The organism is Streptomyces sp. ME02-8801-2C (assembly GCF_033793965.1).
Taxonomy (GTDB): Bacteria; Actinomycetota; Actinomycetes; order Streptomycetales; family Streptomycetaceae; genus Streptomyces.
On record NZ_JARAXP010000026.1, the window covers coordinates 26,057 to 47,143 of the forward strand.

At 69.1% G+C, this 21,087-nt stretch carries 16 protein-coding genes; 4 read left to right on the plus strand and 12 right to left on the minus strand.

Annotated elements, in window-relative coordinates:
- Positions 1–204 precede the first annotated feature (204 nt).
- Complete coding sequence (locus PV396_RS41410; RefSeq protein WP_319213521.1) at positions 205–1,323, minus strand: Gfo/Idh/MocA family oxidoreductase; 1,119 nt, start codon at positions 1,321–1,323, stop codon at positions 205–207.
- Entirely contained in the window at positions 1,308–1,970 is a 663-nt protein-coding gene (locus PV396_RS41415) for a ThuA domain-containing protein (protein ID WP_319213523.1), read from the minus strand. Before PV396_RS41415 ends, PV396_RS41410 begins: the two co-directional genes overlap by 16 nt.
- A 318-nt stretch (positions 1,971–2,288) precedes the next feature.
- Here PV396_RS41415 and PV396_RS41420 point away from each other — a divergent pair, with 318 nt between their 5' ends.
- Positions 2,289–3,629 carry a ferric reductase-like transmembrane domain-containing protein gene (locus PV396_RS41420; RefSeq protein WP_416071573.1) on the plus strand — a complete coding sequence of 447 codons (1,341 nt, stop codon included), beginning with the start codon at positions 2,289–2,291 and terminating at the stop codon, positions 3,627–3,629.
- 78 nt (positions 3,630–3,707) lie between these two features.
- Here the strand turns inward: PV396_RS41420 and PV396_RS41425 are convergent, their stop codons facing one another.
- Positions 3,708–4,277: a helix-turn-helix transcriptional regulator gene (locus PV396_RS41425; RefSeq protein WP_319213527.1), complete on the minus strand. Its 570-nt coding sequence runs from the start codon at positions 4,275–4,277 to the stop codon at positions 3,708–3,710.
- 276 nt (positions 4,278–4,553) lie between these two features.
- Between PV396_RS41425 and PV396_RS41430 the strand changes: the two genes are divergently transcribed.
- Positions 4,554–7,370 (plus strand): AfsR/SARP family transcriptional regulator, encoded by a 2,817-nt coding sequence (locus PV396_RS41430; RefSeq protein WP_319213528.1) that lies wholly within the window; start codon positions 4,554–4,556, stop codon positions 7,368–7,370.
- A gap of 17 nt (positions 7,371–7,387) precedes the next feature.
- On the opposite strand, the gene PV396_RS41435 is transcribed toward PV396_RS41430, so the two are convergent.
- From PV396_RS41435 to PV396_RS41460, 6 genes are all read right to left on the minus strand, one after another.
- Positions 7,388–10,246 (minus strand): AfsR/SARP family transcriptional regulator, encoded by a 2,859-nt coding sequence (locus PV396_RS41435; RefSeq protein ID WP_319213529.1) that lies wholly within the window; start codon positions 10,244–10,246, stop codon positions 7,388–7,390.
- Between the two features lie 196 nt (positions 10,247–10,442).
- Positions 10,443–11,444, minus strand: a complete 1,002-nt coding sequence (locus PV396_RS41440) for an alpha/beta hydrolase (RefSeq protein ID WP_319213530.1) — start codon at positions 11,442–11,444, stop codon at positions 10,443–10,445.
- 94 nt (positions 11,445–11,538) lie between these two features.
- A complete protein-coding gene (locus PV396_RS41445) occupies positions 11,539–12,630 on the minus strand; it encodes an MBL fold metallo-hydrolase (protein ID WP_319213531.1) in 1,092 nt (363 codons plus the stop codon).
- 43 nt (positions 12,631–12,673) lie between these two features.
- The gene (locus PV396_RS41450; RefSeq protein WP_319213532.1) at positions 12,674–13,594 is read right to left on the minus strand and encodes an alpha/beta hydrolase; all 921 of its coding nucleotides are present in this window, start codon (positions 13,592–13,594) and stop codon (positions 12,674–12,676) included.
- Between the two features lie 132 nt (positions 13,595–13,726).
- Complete coding sequence (locus PV396_RS41455) at positions 13,727–14,551, minus strand: alpha/beta hydrolase (protein WP_319213533.1); 825 nt, start codon at positions 14,549–14,551, stop codon at positions 13,727–13,729.
- A 234-nt stretch (positions 14,552–14,785) separates the two neighbouring features.
- A complete protein-coding gene (locus PV396_RS41460; RefSeq protein ID WP_319213534.1) occupies positions 14,786–16,318 on the minus strand; it encodes an FG-GAP-like repeat-containing protein in 1,533 nt (510 codons plus the stop codon).
- 508 nt (positions 16,319–16,826) lie between these two features.
- Between PV396_RS41460 and PV396_RS41465 the strand changes: the two genes are divergently transcribed.
- Positions 16,827–17,327 (plus strand): peptidylprolyl isomerase, encoded by a 501-nt coding sequence (locus PV396_RS41465; protein WP_319213535.1) that lies wholly within the window; start codon positions 16,827–16,829, stop codon positions 17,325–17,327.
- 57 nt (positions 17,328–17,384) lie between these two features.
- Here PV396_RS41465 and PV396_RS41470 read toward each other — a convergent pair whose 3' ends face one another.
- Together PV396_RS41470 and PV396_RS41475 are read right to left on the minus strand one after the other, a co-directional pair.
- Entirely contained in the window at positions 17,385–17,879 is a 495-nt protein-coding gene (locus PV396_RS41470; protein ID WP_319213536.1) for a MarR family winged helix-turn-helix transcriptional regulator, read from the minus strand.
- A gap of 180 nt (positions 17,880–18,059) precedes the next feature.
- Positions 18,060–19,286, minus strand: coding sequence for an acyl-CoA dehydrogenase family protein (locus PV396_RS41475; protein WP_319213537.1), 1,227 nt, complete (start codon positions 19,284–19,286; stop codon positions 18,060–18,062).
- Positions 19,287–19,349: 63 nt separating this feature from the next.
- Here PV396_RS41475 and PV396_RS41480 point away from each other — a divergent pair, with 63 nt between their 5' ends.
- On the plus strand, positions 19,350–20,177 hold the full coding sequence (locus PV396_RS41480; protein WP_319213538.1) for an NAD(P)-dependent oxidoreductase: 828 nt from the start codon (positions 19,350–19,352) through the stop codon (positions 20,175–20,177).
- Between the two features lie 176 nt (positions 20,178–20,353).
- Here PV396_RS41480 and PV396_RS41485 read toward each other — a convergent pair whose 3' ends face one another.
- On the minus strand, positions 20,354–20,938 hold the full coding sequence (locus tag PV396_RS41485; protein ID WP_319213539.1) for a helix-turn-helix domain-containing protein: 585 nt from the start codon (positions 20,936–20,938) through the stop codon (positions 20,354–20,356).
- Positions 20,939–21,087: the final 149 nt, after the last annotated feature.

Sequence of the window (21,087 nt, forward strand, 5' to 3'; positions counted from 1 at the left end):
CGGTCACCGCGACGAGCACCCCCGTGCGCCTTCGCCGACCCCACACCCCGAATGTCATATCCATGTCATTAGCCCGCATGTGTGTCCCCTTCGCTCGGTGGTCGGCCTCTACGAGATGGTCCAGCACCGGCCGGTGTTTGGCCATGGCTCCGCCCGTGCGCTCACGGGCGGAGCGCACGCATGCACCCCCCTGCCGTCGTCAGGTCACTCGGTTTCGGGCCTGGCGTGTACGGGCACGGCGGCGGGCCGCTCGCAGTGACTGGCGACCAGGACGGCCTGGCCCCGCTGGGACGCGAGGAGCAGCGACTCCATGGTCTCCAGTACGTGGTAGGCGAGTTGGCCATCGGCGCGGTGCGGGGAGTTGGTGGCGAGGCCACGGGCGAGATCCGCGACCCCGTAGCCGCGCTCGGCCCCCGCGTAGCCACCCCGCACGGGAACGTCCTCCCAGTGCCCGGCCTGGGCCCGGAAGAGACGCACCGGGCCGTCGAAACCGTTGGGATCAGGGACGGACAGCGAGCCCCCGGTGCCGTACACCTCGATACGCGGCAAGGTGCCCGCCCAGACGTCGAACGACATCACCAGGGTGGACAGCACTCCGCTCTCATGCTCCAGGACACCGGTGACATGGGTGGCCACCTCCACCGGGAACTCGGTGCCGGCTCGAGGACCGCTGCCGATGGTGCGTACGTCGCGCGAGGTGGACGCCATACCGACCACTCTGCGCACCGGACCGAGCAGCGTCACCAGGGCGGTGAGGTAGTACGGGCCCATGTCGAACAGCGGGCCGCCGCCCGGCCGGTAGTAGAACTCCGGGGCCGGGTGCCAGAGTTCATGGCCGGGCGCGACCATGAAGGCGGTGGCGGCGACGGGCGTACCGATCTCGTCGGCGTCCAGGACCGCGCGGGCCGACTGCACGCCGGTGCCGAGGACCGTGTCCGGCGCACAGCCCACCCGTACGCCCGCGGCGTCGGCCGCCGCCAGGACGGCCCGGGCTTCCTCGGTGGTCGCGGCCAGCGGCTTCTCGCCGTACACATGCCTGCCCGCGGCGATCGCGGCCTGGGCGACCTCGGCGTGCGCGGCGGGAATGGTCAGATTGAGGACGAGGTCGACGTCCTCGGCCGCGTACAGCTTCTCCGCGACGGTGGCGCGGGCACCGGGGACCGTGGCCGCGACGGCGGCGGCGCGGGCCCCGTCCAGGTCGGCGACCGCGGTGACGGACACGTTCGGCAGTGTGGCGAAGGTCCGCAGATACGCCCCGCTGATCTGTCCGGCGCCGACCACCCCGATGCGCAACGGTGACTGGTCCTTCAGCGCGTCGCCCATGCCATGCCCTTCCTGATCATCGCGTCGACCTGGGGAACCTCCAGGTCGGCGAGGCTGTGTCCGATCGTGGTGACGAACACCCGGCCCGCGCCCCAGAGCCGGGTCCAGGCGACCGGCACCGACGTTCCGGCGAGCTCGGGATGCTCGGCGTCGGGGCCGTACTCGGTGACGGCGAGCACCTCGATCGCCGGGTCCACGTGAAGGTAGTACTGCTCGGTGGTGACGGTGAAGGGTTCGATGCCGGACATCACCGGGTGACCGGTCTTCTCCGGCACCGGGCGCACCTGATAGGTGGTGAACTCCCTCGGGTGGTAGACGAATTGACCACCGGTCATCAACTGGTAGCGGGTCTCGGCGCGGAACGCGTCGATGATGCCGCCGTGCCATCCGGCCAGACCGGTGCCCGCGAGGACGGCCCGGCACAGGCCCTCCGCCTGCGGGCCGGTGATCTCTCCCATGGTCCAGCACTGCACCACCAGATCGGTGGCGGCGAGCAGATCCTCGTCGAGGTAGCTGTCGAGAGTGTCGGAGACGGTCACCGCGTAGCCGTCCGCCTTGAGTGCGGTGACGTAGCGGTCGGTGGCGGCCACGGGGACGTGACCCTCCCAGCCACCGCGCACGACCAGTGCGTGCTTGGCTGACGTCATCGGATCTCCTTCGAGGATCTCAGGCTGTCGAAGCGCTTCGCTAAGACAAGGAAATTAACGATAGATGTCCGACGAAACAAGTGGGTGAACGCAGGGATGCTCTGAGATTCAGCAGGTTATTGGCGATTTCGAACAAGCCGAGCAGGCGAAGTGGCATCGTCGATGCGCTTCACCTACGGCGGGGGAGTGCGACGGGCAGGTCCCGGAACAAGAACAGTCGAGGCCAAATAGGCCCCACTTCTCGCCATGTTCCGTACTCTTGCCCGCCCAGGGGCCGCAACCACCCTTGGGCACAGGTACGTCAGAACAAGAGGGGAAATGGTGGAGGCGACAACTACACGGGTGCGAGAGGGTGCCATACCTCCGGTCGTCGCGGCGCGATGGGCGTTGTGGACGTTTGTCATCGCCAACCTGGTGATCGTCGAGGTCCTGTTCCTCACCGCCGGGACCGGCAAGAACGGGGTGCTCACGGTCGCCAAGTTCTTCGGCCTGCACGCCGCCGTGCTGATGCTGTTCCAACTGCTGCTGGTGGCCCGGCTGCCGTGGCTCGACCGTCGTATCGGCATGGACCGGTTGACGGTGTGGCACCGCTGGGTCGGCTTCACCCTGCTGTGGACCCTCCTCACCCACGCCGTGCTGGTGGTGCTCGGCTACGCCGACCTTTCCGACACGTCGATGACGAAGACGTTCTTCTCGCTCGCCGGAGTACCGGCCTCCCTGCTCGGCATGCTGGCCGCGGCGCTCGTCGTCGTGGTCGCCTCGGTCTCCACCAGAGGGGTGAGGCGGCGGCTGCGGTACGAGACGTGGCACGGCGTACACCTGCTGCTGTACGTGGCGTTGGGGCTGGCGTTCGTCCACCAGTTGCAGGAGACCACGACCTTCAGCTCCTCCGCGCTCGCGAAGATCTACTGGTGGGCGCTGTGGCTGTTCGCCTTCGGTTCCCTGCTCACGGGACGGATCGTCGTGCCGCTGTGGCGCAACGCCTATCACCGGTTCGAGGTCGTCGAGGTGGTCGCGGAGTCCGACGACGTCGTGTCGGTCCACGTCACCGGCCGCCACCTCGACCGACTGCCCGCCAGGGCGGGCCAGTTCTGCATCTGGCGGTTCCCCGGGCACAACCACTGGTGGCTGGCCAATCCCTTCTCGCTGTCGGCGGCACCGGACGGCCGCACATTGCGCCTGACGGCGAAGGCGGCAGGCAGTGCCAGCGCCGGCCTGCGCCACATCCCCGTAGGGACCCGCGCGTTCGTCGAAGGACCCTACGGGGCGTTCACCTCACTGCATCGCACGCGGCCCGGCGCACTGCTGATCGCCGGAGGAGTGGGCATCACACCGGTTCGCGCCCTGCTGGAGGAGGAACCGGCCGACGACGTCGTCGTCCTCTACCGGGTGCGCAGCGAGAACGACGCCGTGCTGGTCGACGAGGTACGCACCCTGGTCACGGCCCTCGGCGGGCAGCTGCACCTGCTCACCGGCCGCAGGGGGGAGGGCAGCTCGCCGTTCGAGCCGGAGAGTCTCCGCGCGCTGGTTCCCGACATTGCCGAACGCGATGTGTACGTCTGCGGCCCGCCCGCCATGACCTCGGTCGTACTCGGCGCCCTGCACGGGCTGAAGGTTCCCCCCGTCCAGGTGCACGCCGAGCGTTTCAGCCTGGCCTGACGGCATCCGAGGCTCCGACGGACGCGCCCGTCGGAGCCTCGGCGGTCGCTGTCGGCCGACCGCCGGGCCGGGGGACGCTCACCCCCGCAGACGCCCCTTGTCGGCCGTCACCTCTGCCACCAGCCGGGCGAGTTCGACCCGGGAACGGATCTCCAACTTCCTGAAGACGTGCCGCAAGTGGTAATCCACCGTGTGGCGTGAGACGGACAGCAGTGCGGCCGTCTCCCGGTTGGTCAGACCGTGGGCCACGTGCTCGGCCACCAGACGCTGCGACTCCGTCAGATCGGCCCAGTTCGCGCGCCGGCCCTCCGCCCGGGAAGCGGAACGCGGAAGCCGTGCGGAAACAGGGTCCGTGAACCGGACGATCGCTCCGACCAGAGCCGTCCCCATCGAGATGCCCTCCGAGAGTTGCGGCCGGGCTCCGGACGCCAGTGCGACCGCCCGCGGCGCAGGCGCTCCCCGCACACTGGACGCGACCTCCTGGCGCGCCCACTCCCACAACAACGGACGGTCGTCGGCGCGTACCAGCGCGGCCGCCGGGCTGTTGGTCAACAGGGTGACGTCGCTGACCACGGCGACGGGGTCGGCGGTGCTGCGGCACGCTTTCAGAAACCGTTCGTGCAACAGACGAGGGTCGTGGATGACCATCGATAACATCGTGTCTCCATCACCTTCCGGGGACGTAAGGGCGACCGGGCCTCGCCCACGCTACGCAGGGCGTGGTGACGGACAGGTGACCGAAAGGTGATGACCGGCGCTGCCCATCGCTCCGCATGTGACGAAAAGGTGCTGCTCCGCAGGACGGCGGAAGGTACTGTCCGAGGGCCCGCTGCCCGCTGCCCTCTACCTGCCCTCTGCCCCCTGCCCCTCTCGTCCGTCGTCGTGTTCGGCTCCCTTCGTCAGGACCTCTCAACCTTGGATCTCGTGCGTGCGACGGTGCTCGGTCCGCTCAAGGCCTGGAAGGGCGGGACAGAGCTCGACCTCGGTCCGCCCATGCGGCGCGCTCTGCTGGCCGTCCTGCTGACCCAGCCCGACCGGCCCGTACTGATGTCCGAGATCATCGACGTGCTCTGGGGCGATACGGCTCCGCAGAGCGCGCCGAACCTCGTGCACCGTCACGTCGGGGCGCTGCGCAAGGTACTCGGTACACACCCGGGCAGCCCTCAACTCCCGCTCCTGGTACGGGCGTCGGGCGGTTACCGGTTACAGTTCGGCACCGACCAGCTCGACCTCCTTCGGTTCCGTGCCCTGCGTATCGGTGCCGATGAACACCGACGCGCCGGCGACAACGCCAGGTGCGTGAGCGCTCTGATGGACGCACTCGAGCTGTGGCGCGGACCGCTCGTCAGCGGATTGCCGATGTCTGTGCGCACCCACCCCATGTTCACGCGCGTCGACCGTGAGTACCCGGACGCCATGAAGGACGGAGTCGACGCCGCCCTCGACGCCGGAGGTGTCCACCCGGAGCGCGTCCTGCTGCCGCTCCACAGGGCGGCAGCCGCCCATCCGCTGGACGAAGCGCTGCACGCCCGACTCGTCACCGTCCTGCACCGCACCGGGGACACGCGGCAGGCGCGTCAGCGCTACGACGACATCAGGAGACGGCTGAGCGAGGAACTCGGGCTCGACCCCGGTCCCGAGTTGGAGGAGGCGGCCGAGGAAATCCGCCACCCCCGGTCGGAAAGCCGCGGCACAGGGAAGACCCTCGAGAAGCCGTCCACCCTGTCGCATACCGCGCCGCCCGCCCAACTCCCCCCGGACCTGGGCGTCTTCACCGGTCGGCAGGCGGAGATGGCCTTGGCGTACGGCCTGCTGCCCGCCGACGGCGCGTCCGCCCAGTCCGTCGTCATCAGCGCCATCGGCGGTATGGCCGGTGTCGGCAAGACCGCCCTGTCCATCCACTGGGCCCACGAGGTCGCCCACCGCTACCCCGACGGACAGCTCTACGCCGACCTGCGCGGCTTCGACCCGGGCGAGGCGACGGTCGGCCCCGAACAGATCCTGAGATCGTTCCTTGACGCTCTGGGAGTTCCCCCGGAACAGGTGCCGGTGAGCGTCGACGCCCAGGCTTCCCTGTACCGCGGCCTCCTGACCGGAAAGCGGATCCTGGTCGTCCTGGACAACGCCAGGGACACCGAACAGGTCCGCCCGCTGCTGCCGGGCACGGCCGGCTGCCTCGCCATCGTGACCAGCCGTACGTTCCTCTCCCAACTGGTGGACGAGGGCGCGCACCCGGTCGCCCTCGACGTGCTCGACGACACCGACGCGCATACGTTCCTGTCGCGCCGCCTGGGTCACGAGCGGTTGGCCGCGCAGCCCCAGGCGGTCCAGGACATCATCGACTCCTGCGCCGGTCTTCCGCTCGCACTGGCCATCGTCAGCGCCCGCACAGCCATGAACCCGCAGGTCGATCTCGCCGTTCTCGCCGCGGAACTGCGAGAGGAGGACAACCGGCTGGCGACCCTGTCGGCGGGGGACCCGACCACCGACATCGAGACCATCCTGTCCTGGTCCTACCAGGTACTCACACCCCTCGCCGCCCGGGTCTTCCGCACTCTGTCGCTCCACCCGGGCGCGGACACAACCCTCGCGACCGCCTCGAGCCTCCTCGGCCTGCCCCAGGAACAGGTAGCGCGGGCGCTGTCCGAGCTGATCGGCGCCCACCTGCTCACCGAACGCTTCCCCGGCCGCTTCGTGTGCCACGACCTCCTGCGGTCGTACGCGAGTGAGCTGCTCCGCGTCCACGACTCCCCGGCGGATCAGGCCGAGGCCGTGCACCGGTTGCTCGATCACCTGCTGCACGGCGCGCACCGTGCGAGTGCCATGCTCGCTCCGCACCGGGAACGGCTGACCCTCCCCGCGCCGGTCGACGGGTCGGCGCCCGTCGAGTTCACCGACCGTCAAGAGGCGGCGCAGTGGATGGATACGCACATACCCGTCGTCCTGGCCGCTGTTTCGCACGGCCCCGCACGACTCCACGCCCCGACCCGCTGCTGGCAGCTGGCCAGCACGGTGGAACTCCATCTCGACCGGCACGGCCGCTGGCAGGAACAGCTCACCCTGCAGACCGCGGCCCTCGACGCCGCGCAACGGTCGGACGATCTTCGCGGCCGTGCCCACGCCCACCGCGCTCTGGGGTTCGGCCACGGCCGTCTCAGTGACACCGGACGGGCGAAGGACCACCTCACCACGGCCCTGGAGCTGTTCGCGGCCGCCTCCGACCGGGGCGGCGAAGCCCGAACCCATCGCTACCTGGCCTTCTTCGAGAACAAGGAGGGCCGGCACGATGCCGCGCTGGCCCACTACTCCGTCGCCCACGCCCTGTACACGGACACGGGGCAGCACAGCGGCCGGGCCCAGGTGCACAACGAGGTGGGGTGGACCCACATCCTGCGCGGCGACCACACCCAGGCGCTCGTGGAGTGCCGGCAGGCACTCGACCTCCACCACCACCTGGACGACACCAACGGCGAAGCCGCTGCGTGGGACAGCCTCGGCTACGCCCACCATCATCTCGGCGCGTACGAGAAAGCCGTCGGCTGCTACCGGCACGCCTTGACGCTCTATCGACTCCTCCACGACAGATACCTGGAGGCCGACACCCTCGTCCACATCGGCGACAGCCAGGAATCGGCGGGTGCCGGCACCGAGGCCCGCACTTCCTGGAGCCAGGCTCTGCTGATCCTGGACGACCTCGCGCATCCCGACGCGGAAACGGTTCGCCGACGTCTGTCCCCGTGACAAGCAGGAGTACGGGGTCACCGCGACCGCGCGGTGACCTTCTCCCGGATCTCGGACGCCCAGTCCGGATCCATCGGGGCGATGATGCCGACCGCCTCACTCCACCGGGCGCGAGCCGTCTCGAGGTCGCCGTCGAGAGCGAGCGTGTCCCCGAGCCGGTTGATACTGCCCGCTTCGTTGTAGCGATCCCCGCCCGCCCGCAGCAGGCGGATCGCCCGCTCGTAGCAGAGACGGGCCCGAGCCAGATTGCCGAGGTGATGGTGGGCGAAGGCCAGGGTGTCCCAGGCATTCGCCTGGTCCGACCCGCCGGTGTCGGACGTACGGCGATGCAGCAGCAACGACCGCACGGCACTCGTGACAGCTTCGTCGTGGGCACCGAGTGCGGCGTGGAACCAGGCAATGGCGTTGAGGCAGTCGGCCTGGGCGCCGACATGCCCGGCGATCCGGTACAGGTCGAGGGCCCGGCGGGTGCAGTCGATCGCCTCGAGGTCGCGTTCCGTACGCGTCATCACCCAGCCGAGCATCCGCAGACAGTGCGCCTGCCCCATGTCGTCACCGAGAGTCTCGAACAGGACGAGGGCCTGCTGCAGGTGCTCCTCAGCGGACCCGTACCGGCGCAGCAGCGAGTGGGCCCGCCCCAGGCCCGCGTGCGCGTGTGCCAGGCCGGTCGCCTCCCCCGACCGCCGGGCCGCCTCCAGCGCGGTGAGCTGGAGGTCCGCCCAGTCGTGCCAATGACCCACCCGTTCGTACATCGGATCGAGCAGGCGTGCCAGCCGCCAGGCGTCGCCGGGCCGATCGTCCCGCACGACCTGACGCACCAGCTCGGTCAGCGTGAGCCGTTCCGTCCGGAACCATCGCACCGCCGCCTCCGGGGAGTCGGGTGCGGTGTCGGCCGTGACCGGTTCGCCGAGCAAGGGATGCGGAAAGGCGCGGGCCGGGTCCAGCTGCCGCAGGGCGGCGTGCGCCGTCCCCAGGTAGTGCTGGAACAGCCTGTCCTTGGCCGCGCTTCTGTCCGAGCCGGTGTCGTGGGTGTCGGTCGCCTCACGTCCGTAGGCACGCAGCAGATCGTGCAGGCGGTGCCGGTCGTGCTCCTCCATGGTGACGAGGTGCGCCCGCACGAGTTGGTCCAGCAGCGTACGGGTCGTGCGGAGGGTGAGGCCGGCGAGCGCGGCGGCGGAACGAGTGTCGAAAGTGGCTCCGGGATGCAGCGACAGCAGCCGGAACAGCCGGGCCGTCGCGTCGGAGAGTGTGCGGTAGGACCAGTCGAACACCGCCCGCACGTCGCTGAAGTGATCCGTGCTGTGAAAGGCGTCCAGGCTCCCGTCGGCCTCCTGGAGCTGCGCGGCCATCGCGCTCAGCGGCAGGTGAGGGTTCATCAGGACCCGGGCCGCGATCACCGACAGGGCCAGCGGGAGCCGGCCGCACAGGGAGATGATCGTTTCCGTCGCCTCGGGCTCGCTGTCGACACGGTCGGCCCCGAGCCGCCGTACGAGAGTCTCCCGGGCGTTCTCGGCTGACATGACGTCGAGCCTCAACGGGTGCGCGCCGTGGGCCGCCACGAGGCTGCCCAGCTGGTTTCGGCTCGTGATCAGCACCAGGGAGCCTGCCGAGCCGGGAAGGAGGGGCCGGACCTGTTCCGCGTCGCGGGCGTTGTCGAGCAGGACCAGCACACGTCGGGTGGCCAGCAGGCTTCGGTAGAGGGCGGCTTGGGCGTCCAGTTCGTCGGGTATCCGCCGCGGGGGGATGCCGAGATTCTCCAGGAAACCGCGGATCGCCTCCGCCGGGGCCATTGCCGATCCGTTGAGATCGAAGCCACGGAGGTTGACGTACAACTGCCCGTCCGGGTACCGGTCGGCGACCTGATGGGCGAGGTGGAGGGCGAGAGTCGTCTTGCCCACCCCGGCCATCCCGCCGATCGCGTTGATGATCAGGGCCCGGGCTGCGGGGGCCGCGCGGTCGGCAGAGGCGAACTGGGACAGCAGGTGGTCGACTTCGGCATCCCGGCCCACGAAGTGGAAGGGCGCGGCGGGAAGTTGGGCCGGACGTGGGAACGGGGACGGTGTGCTTCCCAAGCCGGGCTGTTCTGCTGTGCCGGGTGGCGGGGACGCCAACAGGGCTCCGGCCAGCACCTGTTGGTGCGCCTGGCTCAGACCGGCCGAAGGCCCGACTCCCAGTTCGTCGTGGAGCCGGTCGCGCAGACCGTGGAACACCTCGAGGGCCTCGGCCTGCCGCCCGGCCTTCGACAGGGCGAGGATCAGCCGGCTGTGCAGTGGCTCGTCCAGCCGATGCTGGTCGGTCAGCGCCTGCAGAACTACGAGGATCGGCTCGACGTCCCCGAGCCGGAGAGCGAGGTCCGCCGCCTCCTTGGCGACCGTCAGACGTTCGTTGTCGAGATGCGTGAACAGGGGGTGCCCGCGCACCTCGGCGCCGACCCCGGCTGCCGCGGGCCCCCGCCACAGCTGGAGGGCCTCGGCGTAGTTTTCGACAGCCCGCTCCCTACGACCCGTGTCGCGCGCCGCACGCGCCTGCGTGTACAGCTCACGGAACCGAAGAAGGTCCAGGGAACGGGCGTCGACGTTGACGCGGTATCCGCCCCCGCCTCCCACGAGCCACTGTCCGCTCGCCATACGGGGCAGGGCCGGCTCGATCATCCGGCGCACCGAGCCGATGTGGCGCCGGACGACGTTCGCGGCGGTCGGGGGAGCGCTGCCGCCCCACAACAGGCTCACCATCTCCGGCAGCGACACGGGCAGGCCCGCGCTCGCCAACAGCACGGCGAGCAGGGCCTGTTGCCGCGGAGGACCGGTGTGCAGTTCGGTGCCGGCCCGCCAGGCCCGTACCGTACCGAGTACGGTGAACCGCACCTCGGACGTCACCTGCTGAGCCGGTAAGAGGGCAACGGGGGTCTGCGAGCCGCCGCCCTGCCGCACAGGCGCGGGCCCGTCGCCTACTCGAACCATGTCTCCCCCATCACGCGGACTGCCGGATGCAGAGCGCGCCGCACCTCACCGTATCGAGTGAGACACGTACTGGGCAGGGCAGTTGTCTCCTTCCGGCCCCCGGCCCCCGGGTCTAGTCGGCGAGGAAGGTGAGGAGGACGTCGGTGAGTTCGGTGGGCCGTTCCTCGTAGATCCAGTGGCCGGAGTTCTCGATCACCTTTTCCGTGACGTGGGTGGCGTACTTGCGCACCTGGTCGGGGACGGCCTCGCCGAGACTGTGACTGGCTCCGATGGCGAGTACCGGCATGGTGAGTTTCGTCCGCCCGTTGATCCTGTTGTCGGCCACGTCCTGGTCGAGGGTTCTGAACCACTCGAAGCTGGCGCGCAGATGGGCGTCGTCCTTGAGGTAGTTGCCGTAGAGGGTGGCGTCCTCGTGGGTGATTCCGGCCTTGTTGTACTCGAGCAGGTCCGTGAAGCCCTCGACCCACTGGGTCTCGCGGCCGTCGACGGCCTGTTCCGGCAGGCCGTTCTCCACGGAGAAGAAGCCGAAGTTCCAGAAGCCCGGCCCTTGGGAGGTCAGGGAAGGGAAGCGGTAAAGGCTCTTGTCGGGGATGGGGGCCTCGCTCAGGACGAGCTTCCGGACGTCGCGCGGGTGCGCGGCGGCGTACGCGTACGCGACCATCGTGCCGATGTCGTGGCCGACGATCCGTACGTCCTTGTCCCGGCCCAGTCGGGTCAGCAGACCGTGGATGTCGGCCGCGAGGGTTTTCTTGTCGTAGCCGGTGGCGGGCGCGTCGCTCCGGCCGGCGCCGCGCAGGTCCGGCGCGATGACGCGGTAGTGCTTGGCCAGTTCGGGCAGTTGGGCGCGCCACTCGTGCCAGGTCTGGGGGTAGCCGTGCAGCAGGACGAGGGTTTTGCCCCGGCCGCCCTCGACGAAGTTGATGTTGACGTCACCGACCTTGAGTCTGCGTTCGGTGAAATCGGCAGGAAGGCGTTCGCCGGTGGGTGCGGGGTGGTCCGTCGCCGAGTTGACGACCGGTTCGGCGGGGCCCGGGTTGCCGACGAACACGGTGAGAGCCGTGGCGGCGGCGACGGCGGTCGCGGAGGCCGACATGGACAGCAGGGCTCTTCTCAAGGGATCTCCTCATCTGCGGGGACAACTGTCAGCCGGACAGCGGACAGTGGAATCCGGGCCTGACGGCTACGGGCTATGGGCTACGGACTACGGGCTACGGGTGGGTGCTGAAGGGGCCGAGCTCCCCGGCGTCGATGCGCAGCGACTCGAGCATCGCGAAGGCGTTGTCGGGGGTGAACACGTCCACGGCGGCGAGCACACCGGCGTACTTGGCCATGACAGGAGCCGCTGCCCGCTCGGCCACCGCGTCGAGATACGTCTTGAAAACGGCCCAGGAGTTTCCCGAGGGTCTGTACTTCTCGAAGAAGGGCGTCGGGTCCACCGAGGCCATCGCGGCACGGGTGCCGGCTTCGAGATCGGCGACGTACCGCTTCTGGAGATCACCGTCGGCACGAACGCCGAGGCGGCCGAGATGTCCGCCGACGAGAGTCCGCCACGGGTACTCCATGGCGATGTCCTGCGCCTTGATCCACGCGGGAATGTCCTGGGACACCGCGAGTCCCTTGAACGGGACCCAGCCGGGGTAGAGCACGTCCACGACCATGAGAGTGGCCTGCCGGGGCGCGTGGACGAAGATGTTGTCGGGGGAGTGGTTCGGACCGTGGTGGGCGAGTTCGAGCACTTCGCCGCCCACCCGCAGGACGTAGCGGTCGTCGAAGGTCTCCGAGGGCGCGGGCCGGTTGGGGTCGGCGGCGATGCGCAGCAGGCGCCGCGTCTCGGTGTGCCCGATGCGCACCACGTCCCTGCCGAAGATGGACGAGGCCCCGATGTGGTCGGCGTGGGAGTGCGAGTAGACCAGGTGGGTCACCTTCGCCGGCAGTCCGTTCGCCCTGGTGACCTCCTCGATGGCCCGCAGCAGGTTGTGCCCGATCGTGGGCGGCGCGTCGACCAGGACGACGCCGTCGCGCGTGGTCAGGAACATGGCCTGGTAGAAGGAGTCGGTGACCCAGTACAGGTTGCCCTTGATCCGGCCCACAAAGTAGCCGTCCGCGTTCGTCTTGGGGCCGACCGAGGTCGCGGGGATCGCCGCGTAGTCGGGAAGGCCTCTCGGCTCGGCCGCCGCCGCGACGCCGGGTAACGCCGTACCGAGGACGGCGGCGGTAGTGGGCAACGCCGCCGCGAGCGCCATCCGTTGGAGAAACAGGCGTCGCTCAGGGGTGACCGCGTCCGAGGATTCGAGTGTCATGGAAGTCGCCTTTCCGAGCGAGGAGTCGGAGTACGTGGGGGGCTCAGCGGCTGGTGGAGCGGGCCGCGGTGACGATGAGGTCGGTGGTGACGTCCGGGTGCGAGAGCATGACCACGTGCGAGGCGCCCTTGACCTCGACGGTGTGGGACTTCGCGCGGGTGGCCATGAATCGCTGGGCGGCGGCCGGGATGGCCTTGTCGGCACCGGCGACCAGGTACCAGGAGGGCAGCGTCTTCCAGGCGGGCGGGCCACTGGGTTCACCGAGGGCGGCCAGGCTCGCGGGACGCTGCGTGGCGGCCATCAGCGCGGTGTCCCGGGCGGGCAGATCGGCGGCGAAGGCTGTATGGAACTTACGGGCATCGATGTAGGCGTCCGTGCCGGTGCCGCCGCCGGCCAGCGGAAAGGCCCGGGTGAGCAGACTCTCGGGCAGCAGACTGCCCGGGTACCTGCCGGTCAGGTCGAGGCCCGACTCGCCCTGCTCTGGAGCGAATCCGGCGACGAAGACCATCGCCTGGACGTTGGAGTGACCGATCGCGGCGTTCGAGATGACCTCGCCGCCGTAGGAGTGTCCGACCAGGACGACCGGTCCAGGAATCGTGGACACGATGCTGGAGACGTAGGCGGAGTCGCCGCTCAGGTCGCGCAACGGGTTCGCCGCGGCGATCACCGGGTAACCCGCTCGCTGGAGTTTGGCGACGACCTTGTTCCAGCTCGACGAGTCGGCGAACGCGCCGTGCACCAGAACCACGGTCGGCTTCGCCCCGTGACGGTCCTCGGCCGACGTGGACGTGGGTGAAATGGACGCGGCCGGCGACGACGCGGCGGACGCGGCCTGCGAACCGGTCACGATCAGCAGGGCAAGAGCCGCCAGGCCTACGGGAACTCTGCGCCTACGCCCCCGGCTCGGGGCCACGGACGTGACCGCGGAGGGCTCGGACATGGCGGAGGCCGGAACTTCGGACATGGAGGAACTCCTCGTGGAGAAGGGGGTGTGAAAAGGAGGGGCAGCAGGGAGGTCTCGGCGCCGACGGTGAGGTACGGCGCGTGACGCCGTTCACCCTCTCCCGTCCCGGTCTGCCCTCTGCCCTCTGCCGGGTCAGAGGGACTGCTTGCCGAGCCAGGCCAGAACGCTGTCGGCGACATCGCGCCAGCCGCTGTCGATGGTCAGCGAGTGAGCCCGGTCCGGGAATCGAAGAATCTCGGTGATCGCGTCGGAATGGCGGTACTGCTTGAGCGTCGCCAGGGTGACGGCTTCCGGCACGGTGTGGTCCTGACCGCCCGAGATCAGCAGCAGCGGACCTCGCGAGGCGTTGCCGGTGGCCACCTTCGCCGGCGAATGGGGGTTGAAGTTGGCGGCGGCGGCCTCGAAGAGGGGCTTGCCGGGCGCCGGGACGGTCCACCGCTCGTAAAGTCGCAGGGACTCCTCTTCGGACACGGCGTTTCCGAACGCGTAGCGGAACTGCTCGCTGGTCAGCGAGACCGCCCGGTGCCTGTTGGCGGCGTTCCTGAACACCGGCAGGGTGGCCCGCAGCGTCGACAGCGGCAAGGGCAGTACGCCCTTGATCTGCGCGGCGTCGATCGCCACCGCGGCGACGGCCAGATCCTGGCCCAGCAGCTTCTGCGCGATCATGCCGCCGAACGAATGCCCGATAAGGATCGGCTTGGCGCCGAGGCCGCGGACGATCGCCGCGTAGTGCTCGACGACGTCTTCGATGCCGTGGTCGGCGAGCCGCTCGGGATGCGCCCGGGCCTCTTCGACGGTGTCCGGATCACCGGGCCAGCCCGGCGCCGTGGCGTCGTAGCCGCGGTCGCTGAAGAGTTCGATCCATGGTGTCCAGGACGTGGCGTGGAGCCACAGGCCGTGGATGAACAGCACAGGAGTCGAGGCAGTGGCCGGGGGTGCGGCGTCGTCGCGGTTCATGAAAACCTCCGTGTCCCTTCGTGGAGGCCATGTGAATCGGGCCCCGCCGCAGCTCACGGTAGGTGGGGCGGACTGGTCGCCGCCCCACGCGAACGCGTAGTCGTCGCCAGGTCCGAGGGGTGGCTCTCGGGCGCCGGTACTGATCCGAGCCGGTCACCGCTGATGGTTCAGGGAGCTTCCCCGCACCCTCTCTCGGGGGTGCGGGGACGGATCCGAGACGCTTCCCGCCGCCGCTCAGAAGATGCGGTAGGGGCCCCAGCCGGTACCGGCCTGGTAGCGGGTGCCGAGGGTCTCGATGCCGGGTTTCCCGGTGCCGGGGTAGACCCACAGCGTGCCGTCGGACGCCTGACGGGACAGCACGTCGGTGCGCCCGTCACTGTTGAAGTCCCCTGTGCGGACAGCGTTCTGGGTCAGCCAGCTCCTGCCGACCTGGTAGCGGGTGCCGAGGGTCTCGATGCCGGGCTTCCCGGTGTTGGGGTAGACCCACAGCGTGCCGTCGGATGCCTGACGGGACAGCACATCAGGGCGGCCGTCGTTGTTGAGGTCCCCGGTGGTGATGATGTCCTGGCTCTTCCAGCCGGTGCCGACCTGGTAGCGGGTACCGAGGGTCTCCATGCCGGGTTTCCCGGTGCCGGGGTAGACCCACAGCGTGCCGTCGGATGCCTGCCGGGTCAGTACGTCGGTGAGCCCGTCACTGTTGAAGTCCCCGGTGCGGGTGATGTCCTGGGTCAGCCAGCTCCTGCCGACCTGGTAGCGGGTGACGAAGGCTTCCATGCCGGGCTTCCCGGTGCCGGGGTAGACCCAGAGTGTGCCGTCCGATGCCTGACGGGACAACAGGTCACCGAAACCGTCGTTGTTGACGTCCCCGATGGTGACGGCGTCCTGGCTCTGCCAACCGGTGCCCGCCTGAAAACGGGGGCCGAGCGTGCTGCCGCTCGCGTTTCCGGTGCCGGGGTAGATCCACAGGATGCCGTCGTCCCTGGCGGCCGCGACGTCGGCCTTGCCGTCACCGGTGAGGTCGTCCGGGTTGCGGGAGACGGCGTGGTCGACCCAGTCGCGGATGTCGTCGACCCGGGTGTCGACGGCACCGGTACGGGTCTCCGCGGGATCGTTGCCGAGACATCCCCCTTGCCAGGAGCGGGAGTTGACGGAGACGAGTTCCGTGATGCCGTTGACGGTGCGAAGGGCGGGACCACCGGCGTCGCCCTTGCAGACGGTCGCGGTGTCGGAACCGTTGAGGTTCACTGCCGTGTCCGTGGTGGAGGCGACGGTGAACGTGCCGCTGTGGAGCTTGTCGGGCACCCATTCGGTCCTGGTACGCCCGAACCCGGCCTTCACCAGCTGCTCTCCCGCTGCGGCGGGCGTGGTCGCCAACCGGACGGGCGCGATGCTCGGATCGGTGACCCTGGCGGCGAGTTTGACCAGAACGAGGTCGCGGTCGGCGTGCGGGACGAGCCGGATGGCCGACAGGACACTGCCGCTGGTCTGGGTCAGGTCGGTACGTCCGACGGTGACGGTGGTGTTGACGGCAGGTTTGCCTGCGGGGGGTCTGCCGTCCGCGGCGAAGCAGGTGGCCGCGGTCAGGACCCACTGCGGATGGACGAGGGTGCCGGTACAGGCGGCCTGCTCCCCGACGTTGATCTTCGCGACGTAGTTCAGTTGCGTCGGCGCGTCGGCCCCGATGACCGTGGGCGCGGAGCCGGACACGGCCGTCGCCGGAACGGTGCTCAGTACGACGGGGGCCGCGAGCAGGGTAGCGGCCAGCACGGACAGACGCGGGCGTCTGGAAAAGGAGCCCGACCCGGCTGCGACGCGCCACCGGAGACGACTGCGTTCTGCTGTTTCCTTCATTGATCCCCCAGTTGGTTGCTGAACGCGGGATGTCATCACCGGGCTCCGATGCGGGTGCACATGAATGCGATGCCGGCATCGCTCTACCAGCTGTGCCCCAACTCCCTTGGAGGAGAGCTTTCTTACCCCTCGAAGCGCGAGGTCCCCGGTCCCGGTGATCGTCACCGCTTTGCCATACCAACATGAAGTCCTTGCGAGGTCGAGTGCGGAAAACCGTGCATACTCCGGCAACCCCTCCGCATCTTTCGTGATCTCCGCCACACCTGGCAAAGGTTGTACGGGAAGTTGTGAGGGAGATGTGAGCGCCCCCCTCGCGCGAAACCGCCGGTGGCCCCGTGCTGTCCATGGGGCCGGCGGTGCGCCGGGGGCGGGAGAGGTGACGCCGCGTTCCACGCGCCCGCGGGCATCATGGAGAATCAGTGCCATGAGTGAGAACGTCTACTTCCAGGTTTCCGCCAACGGTGAGGACCTCGGGCGCATCGTCTTCCGTCTCTTCGACGATGTCGTACCGAAGACCGCCCGTAACTTCCGCGAGCTGGCCACCGGCCAGAACGGCTTCGGCTACAAGGGCGCCCCCTTCCACCGCGTCATCCCCGAGTTCATGCTGCAGGGTGGTGACTTCACCAACGGCAACGGCACGGGTGGCAAGAGCATCTACGGTACGAAGTTCGCCGACGAGAACTTCCAGCTCAAGCACGACCGGCCGTTCCTGCTGAGCATGGCCAACGCGGGTCCGAACTCCAACGGCTCGCAGTTCTTCATCACCACCGTGGTGACCCCGTGGCTCGACGGCAAGCACGTCGTCTTCGGAGAGGTCGTCGAAGGCGCGGACATCGTCAAGGCGATCGAGGCGCTCGGCAACCGCTCCGGCGCGACCGCCAAGAAGATCGTCATCGAAGAGAGCGGCATCGTCCCCGCCGTCTGATCCGCGTTCGTCCGGGGCGCCTGCCCAGCGCCCCGGACCGGGAAGTCCATCCCGCTGTCAAGCCCTCTTCGCGCCGCTCTGCTCGCGCACGGCGTCGAACATGGCCGTGAGAGCGGGACTCTCGGCGAGGCTGCACAGCAGGGCGTGCAGCGAGTGCTGTTCAGTGGTGCCCAGGTCGGCGAGGGTTTCACTGTCGAGGCCGACGAGCGTGCGGTTGAGATCGGCCAGGACCTTGCGTCCGTCGTCGGTGATGTCGACGGCGTAGCGACGCCGGTCCTGTGGATCGCGTGTCCGCGCGGCGTATCCGGCCCGCTCGAGGTCGTCCAAGCTCGTCACCATCGTCGCCGGGTCGATGCGCAGAAACGAGCCGAGCGCCAGCTGCGGCATGGCCCCGTTGTCCGCCAGGGCCTGCAGAACGCTGTAGTGGCGCACGCGCAGGCCCGTACCGCCGATGCCGACCTCGGCGATCCTGAACGCCACCTGCCCGAGCTTGACCAGCAGACAGATGGTGTGTTCGGCCACTGTCCCCGGTACCAGCGGAGCCTCGGACATCGTTTATCCCGCCCATGGTTAGCCCTACGTATGGTCTGGGTCCATCGTACGAGAAGGCCTGGGGTGGCCGAACCGGGGCAACGACCGTGGTGCGCAGCGAAGAGTGGCTAACGAAGATCGGTCAGTGAATAGCGGTTGACCAGGCGGCTCGCAGTGCGGGACACCGCCCGGAGCGAGCCGTCAGCCGACGATGGTCCGGCCGAAGATCTGCCGGGCGATGACCCACTTCTGGATCTCGTTGGTGCCCTCGTAGATCTCGCCGATCTTGCTGTCCCGGTAGATCGCCTCGACGGGGCCGGCGCTGCCGTCGGCACCCAGTTCGCGTGCGAAGCCGAGGCCGCCGAACGCCTGGACGGCGTCGCGCGCCATGTCCACCGACAGCTTGGTGGCGTAGTACTTCGCCATCGCGGCCTCGGGCTCCGGAGACGGGTTGCCCGCGTCCAGGCGCAGGGCGGCCTTGGTGACGAGGGTGCGGGCGTTGTCGATCTCGGTGGCCCGCTCGGCGAGCAGGAACTGCCAGTGCTGGTTGGCGGCCACCGGCTTGCCGAAGGCGTGCCGCGTCGACAGGTGGGCCACGGCGTGGTCGAAGGCCGCCTGGGCCATACCGACCCCAGCGGCCGCGATGCCGATCCGGCCGTAGGTCAGTGTCGACAGCGCGTGGCGCAGCCCGTGCCCCTCGGTGCCGCCGAGGAGGTCGTCGTCGGACAGATGTACGTCCGTGAAGCGGATGTCCGCGGTGAGCTGCCCGCGGTTTCCCATCTTGCGGTCGGCGAGGCCGACTTGGACGCCGGGTAGCGCTGTGTCGACGATGAACATGCTCAGCCGCTCGCCGGTGCGGGCGAGAACCACCACGAACCCGGCCACGGGCGAGTTGGAGATCCACCGCTTGTGGCCGTTCAGCACCCAGCCGGTCTCGGTGCGTACGGCCTCGGTCCGAACGGCCTGCGGGGACAGGTCGCTGGACGCGTCCGGCTCGGTGGTGGCGAACGCTCCGACCACCGAGCCCTGCGCGACCTTGGGCAGCCAGCGCTGCTGCTGCTCCTCGGTGCCCTGCCGCAGGGCGTTGCCCGCCAGGATGCAGTGCACATCGAAGACGGCCGCGACGCTGCTGGAGTAGTAGGCCAGTTCCTCGATCGCCGCGGCGGTGGCGGTGGCCGGGTGGGTCAGATTGTCGCCGCCGACCTCGCCGGGGAAGGGGATCCGGAAGACCCCCGCCGAGGCGAGCGCGTCGAACACCTGTCGGGGGAAGCCGTCCGTGCGCTCGTCGCCGTTCGCGATCGCCGCGGCGTGCGGGGCCACCTCTTTCTCCGCGATCCGGCGCACGGCGGCGCGTACGGACCGGGTCTCTTCGGGGGCGAGGAGCTCGTGGTAAAGCCGGTCGCTCTGGCGTGCGGGAGTGGAAGTCATGCGTGGACCATATCATTCGTACTGCGTATCATTAGTTCTCCAACTGATTTTGGAGGTTCGAACATGACACGAACGCTGGCCGGCAAGACCGTCCTGATGTCGGGCGGCAGCCGCGGCATCGGACTCGCCATCGCCCTGTGCGCGGCCCGCGACGGTGCGAACGTCGTGATGCTCGCCAAGACCGCCGTACCGCACCCGAAGCTCGAAGGCACGGTCCACACCGCGGTCGAGGAGGTCGAACGCGCGGGCGGCAAGGGGCTGGCCGTCGTCGGCGACGTCCGCAACGAGGACGACGTACGCACCGCCGTCAATGCCGCGGTCTCTGCCTTCGGCGGTATCGACATCGTGGTGAACAACGCCAGCGCGATCGACCTGTCGTCGTCGGAACAGCTGGAGATGAAGCGGTACGACCTGATGCAGGACATCAACACGCGTGGCACGTTCCTGCTGACCAGGGCCGCGATACCGCACCTGCGCGGGGCGGAGAACCCGCACATCCTCACCCTCTCGCCGCCGCTGAACCTGGCGCCGCACTGGGTGGGCAGACATCTCGGCTACACGCTGTCGAAGTACGGGATGAGCCTGTGCACCATCGGGTTCGCCGAGGAACTCGCCGCCGACGGCATCGCCGCCAACTCGCTGTGGCCTCGGACCCTGATCGACACCGCCGCCGTACGCAACGTGGTCGGCGGCGCCGCACAGGCCCGCAGTCCCCAGATCATGGCTGACGCCGCGTACGCCGTCCTCACGCGTGACGCGCACAAGTGCACCGGCAACCTGTTCATCGACGACGAGGTCCTGTCGGACGAAGGCGTCACCGACCTGTCGGTCTACAGCCCGGCCGGCCTTGAGGGCGAGCTCGCGCTCGACATTTTCGTCGATCCGGCCTGATCCCGCTCAGTTCCGAGGCGGGCCTTCTTGGCGCGCCGGGCGGGCCACCCGTGCGGCCCCGTCCGTCACCGCAATGGTCACGGACTCGACGGTATGGGCCATGTCCGGCTGTCGTCTCCACGATCGTTCCGGAAGCGGCGGAGGGCAAAGCGAGACGGGGCCGCCGGCCGGGCGGTTCAGCCGCGGGGCCCCACGCCGCGCAGAAGCGTGTCGACGACGAGTGTGGCCAGTGCGTCCGCGTTCTGCCGGACCTGGTCCGGGGCGAGATCCGCGCCGCCCCCGTGCTGGGCCTCGTCGATGAGGGCGTAATAGACCCGCCGCGCCCACATGAGGTCCGTGTCGGGGGCGAGGAACCCTTCGTGCTGGGCTCGGGCGAAGAAATCCAGGGCGCCGACGTTGACCTCGGACCAGATCGCCTCGGTGAGGGGGGTGTCGGCGAGGGGGTGGCCGAGGGTGAACCGCCAGACACTCTTGATGCGCAGAACGTTCGCCGTGACGCGGTGCAGTGCCACGAGCGGTGGGGCGGTGTCCATGTGGGCGTCCTCGACGGACTCCATGAGTTGCCGCTTCGCCGAGGCGGCGAGTGCTTCGATGAGTGCTTGGCGGTTGGCGAACCGCCGATGGACGGTCGTTCTGGCTACGCCCGCCCGCTCGGCGATCTGCTCCATGGAGGCCCCGGGGTCTTCGGCGAGTACCTGCTCGGCCGCTTCCAGAATCGCGCGCACACTGCGCGCGGCATCGGCCCGCAGGGGTCGACCCATGACCTATCCACTCCCGTTGTTGATTCGTGATGCATCGAAGACCATACGCCTGGCCTGCGTATTTGTGCCGATTTGCATCAATGTTGTTGCGTGGAAATGTAAAATCGCGACAGGAGTGATGCGTTTAAATCAATGAACTGCTACGTTGC

Excerpts from the sequence above, each read along its gene's own strand:
- PV396_RS41470 (WP_319213536.1), bottom strand. The coding sequence starts at position 17,879 with ATGTCCGAGGCTCCGCTGGTACCGGGGACAGTGGCCGAACACACCATC.
- PV396_RS41445 (WP_319213531.1), bottom strand. The coding sequence starts at position 12,630 with ATGACACTCGAATCCTCGGACGCGGTCACCCCTGAGCGACGCCTGTTT.
- PV396_RS41485 (WP_319213539.1), bottom strand. The coding sequence starts at position 20,938 with ATGGGTCGACCCCTGCGGGCCGATGCCGCGCGCAGTGTGCGCGCGATT.
- PV396_RS41480 (WP_319213538.1), top strand. The coding sequence starts at position 19,350 with ATGACACGAACGCTGGCCGGCAAGACCGTCCTGATGTCGGGCGGCAGC.
- PV396_RS41420 (WP_416071573.1), top strand. The coding sequence starts at position 2,289 with ATGGTGGAGGCGACAACTACACGGGTGCGAGAGGGTGCCATACCTCCG.
- PV396_RS41465 (WP_319213535.1), top strand. The coding sequence starts at position 16,827 with ATGAGTGAGAACGTCTACTTCCAGGTTTCCGCCAACGGTGAGGACCTC.
- PV396_RS41415 (WP_319213523.1), bottom strand. The coding sequence starts at position 1,970 with ATGACGTCAGCCAAGCACGCACTGGTCGTGCGCGGTGGCTGGGAGGGT.
- PV396_RS41455 (WP_319213533.1), bottom strand. The coding sequence starts at position 14,551 with ATGAACCGCGACGACGCCGCACCCCCGGCCACTGCCTCGACTCCTGTG.
- PV396_RS41450 (WP_319213532.1), bottom strand. The coding sequence starts at position 13,594 with ATGTCCGAAGTTCCGGCCTCCGCCATGTCCGAGCCCTCCGCGGTCACG.
- PV396_RS41475 (WP_319213537.1), bottom strand. The coding sequence starts at position 19,286 with ATGACTTCCACTCCCGCACGCCAGAGCGACCGGCTTTACCACGAGCTC.
- PV396_RS41425 (WP_319213527.1), bottom strand. The coding sequence starts at position 4,277 with ATGGTCATCCACGACCCTCGTCTGTTGCACGAACGGTTTCTGAAAGCG.
- PV396_RS41410 (WP_319213521.1), bottom strand. The coding sequence starts at position 1,323 with ATGGGCGACGCGCTGAAGGACCAGTCACCGTTGCGCATCGGGGTGGTC.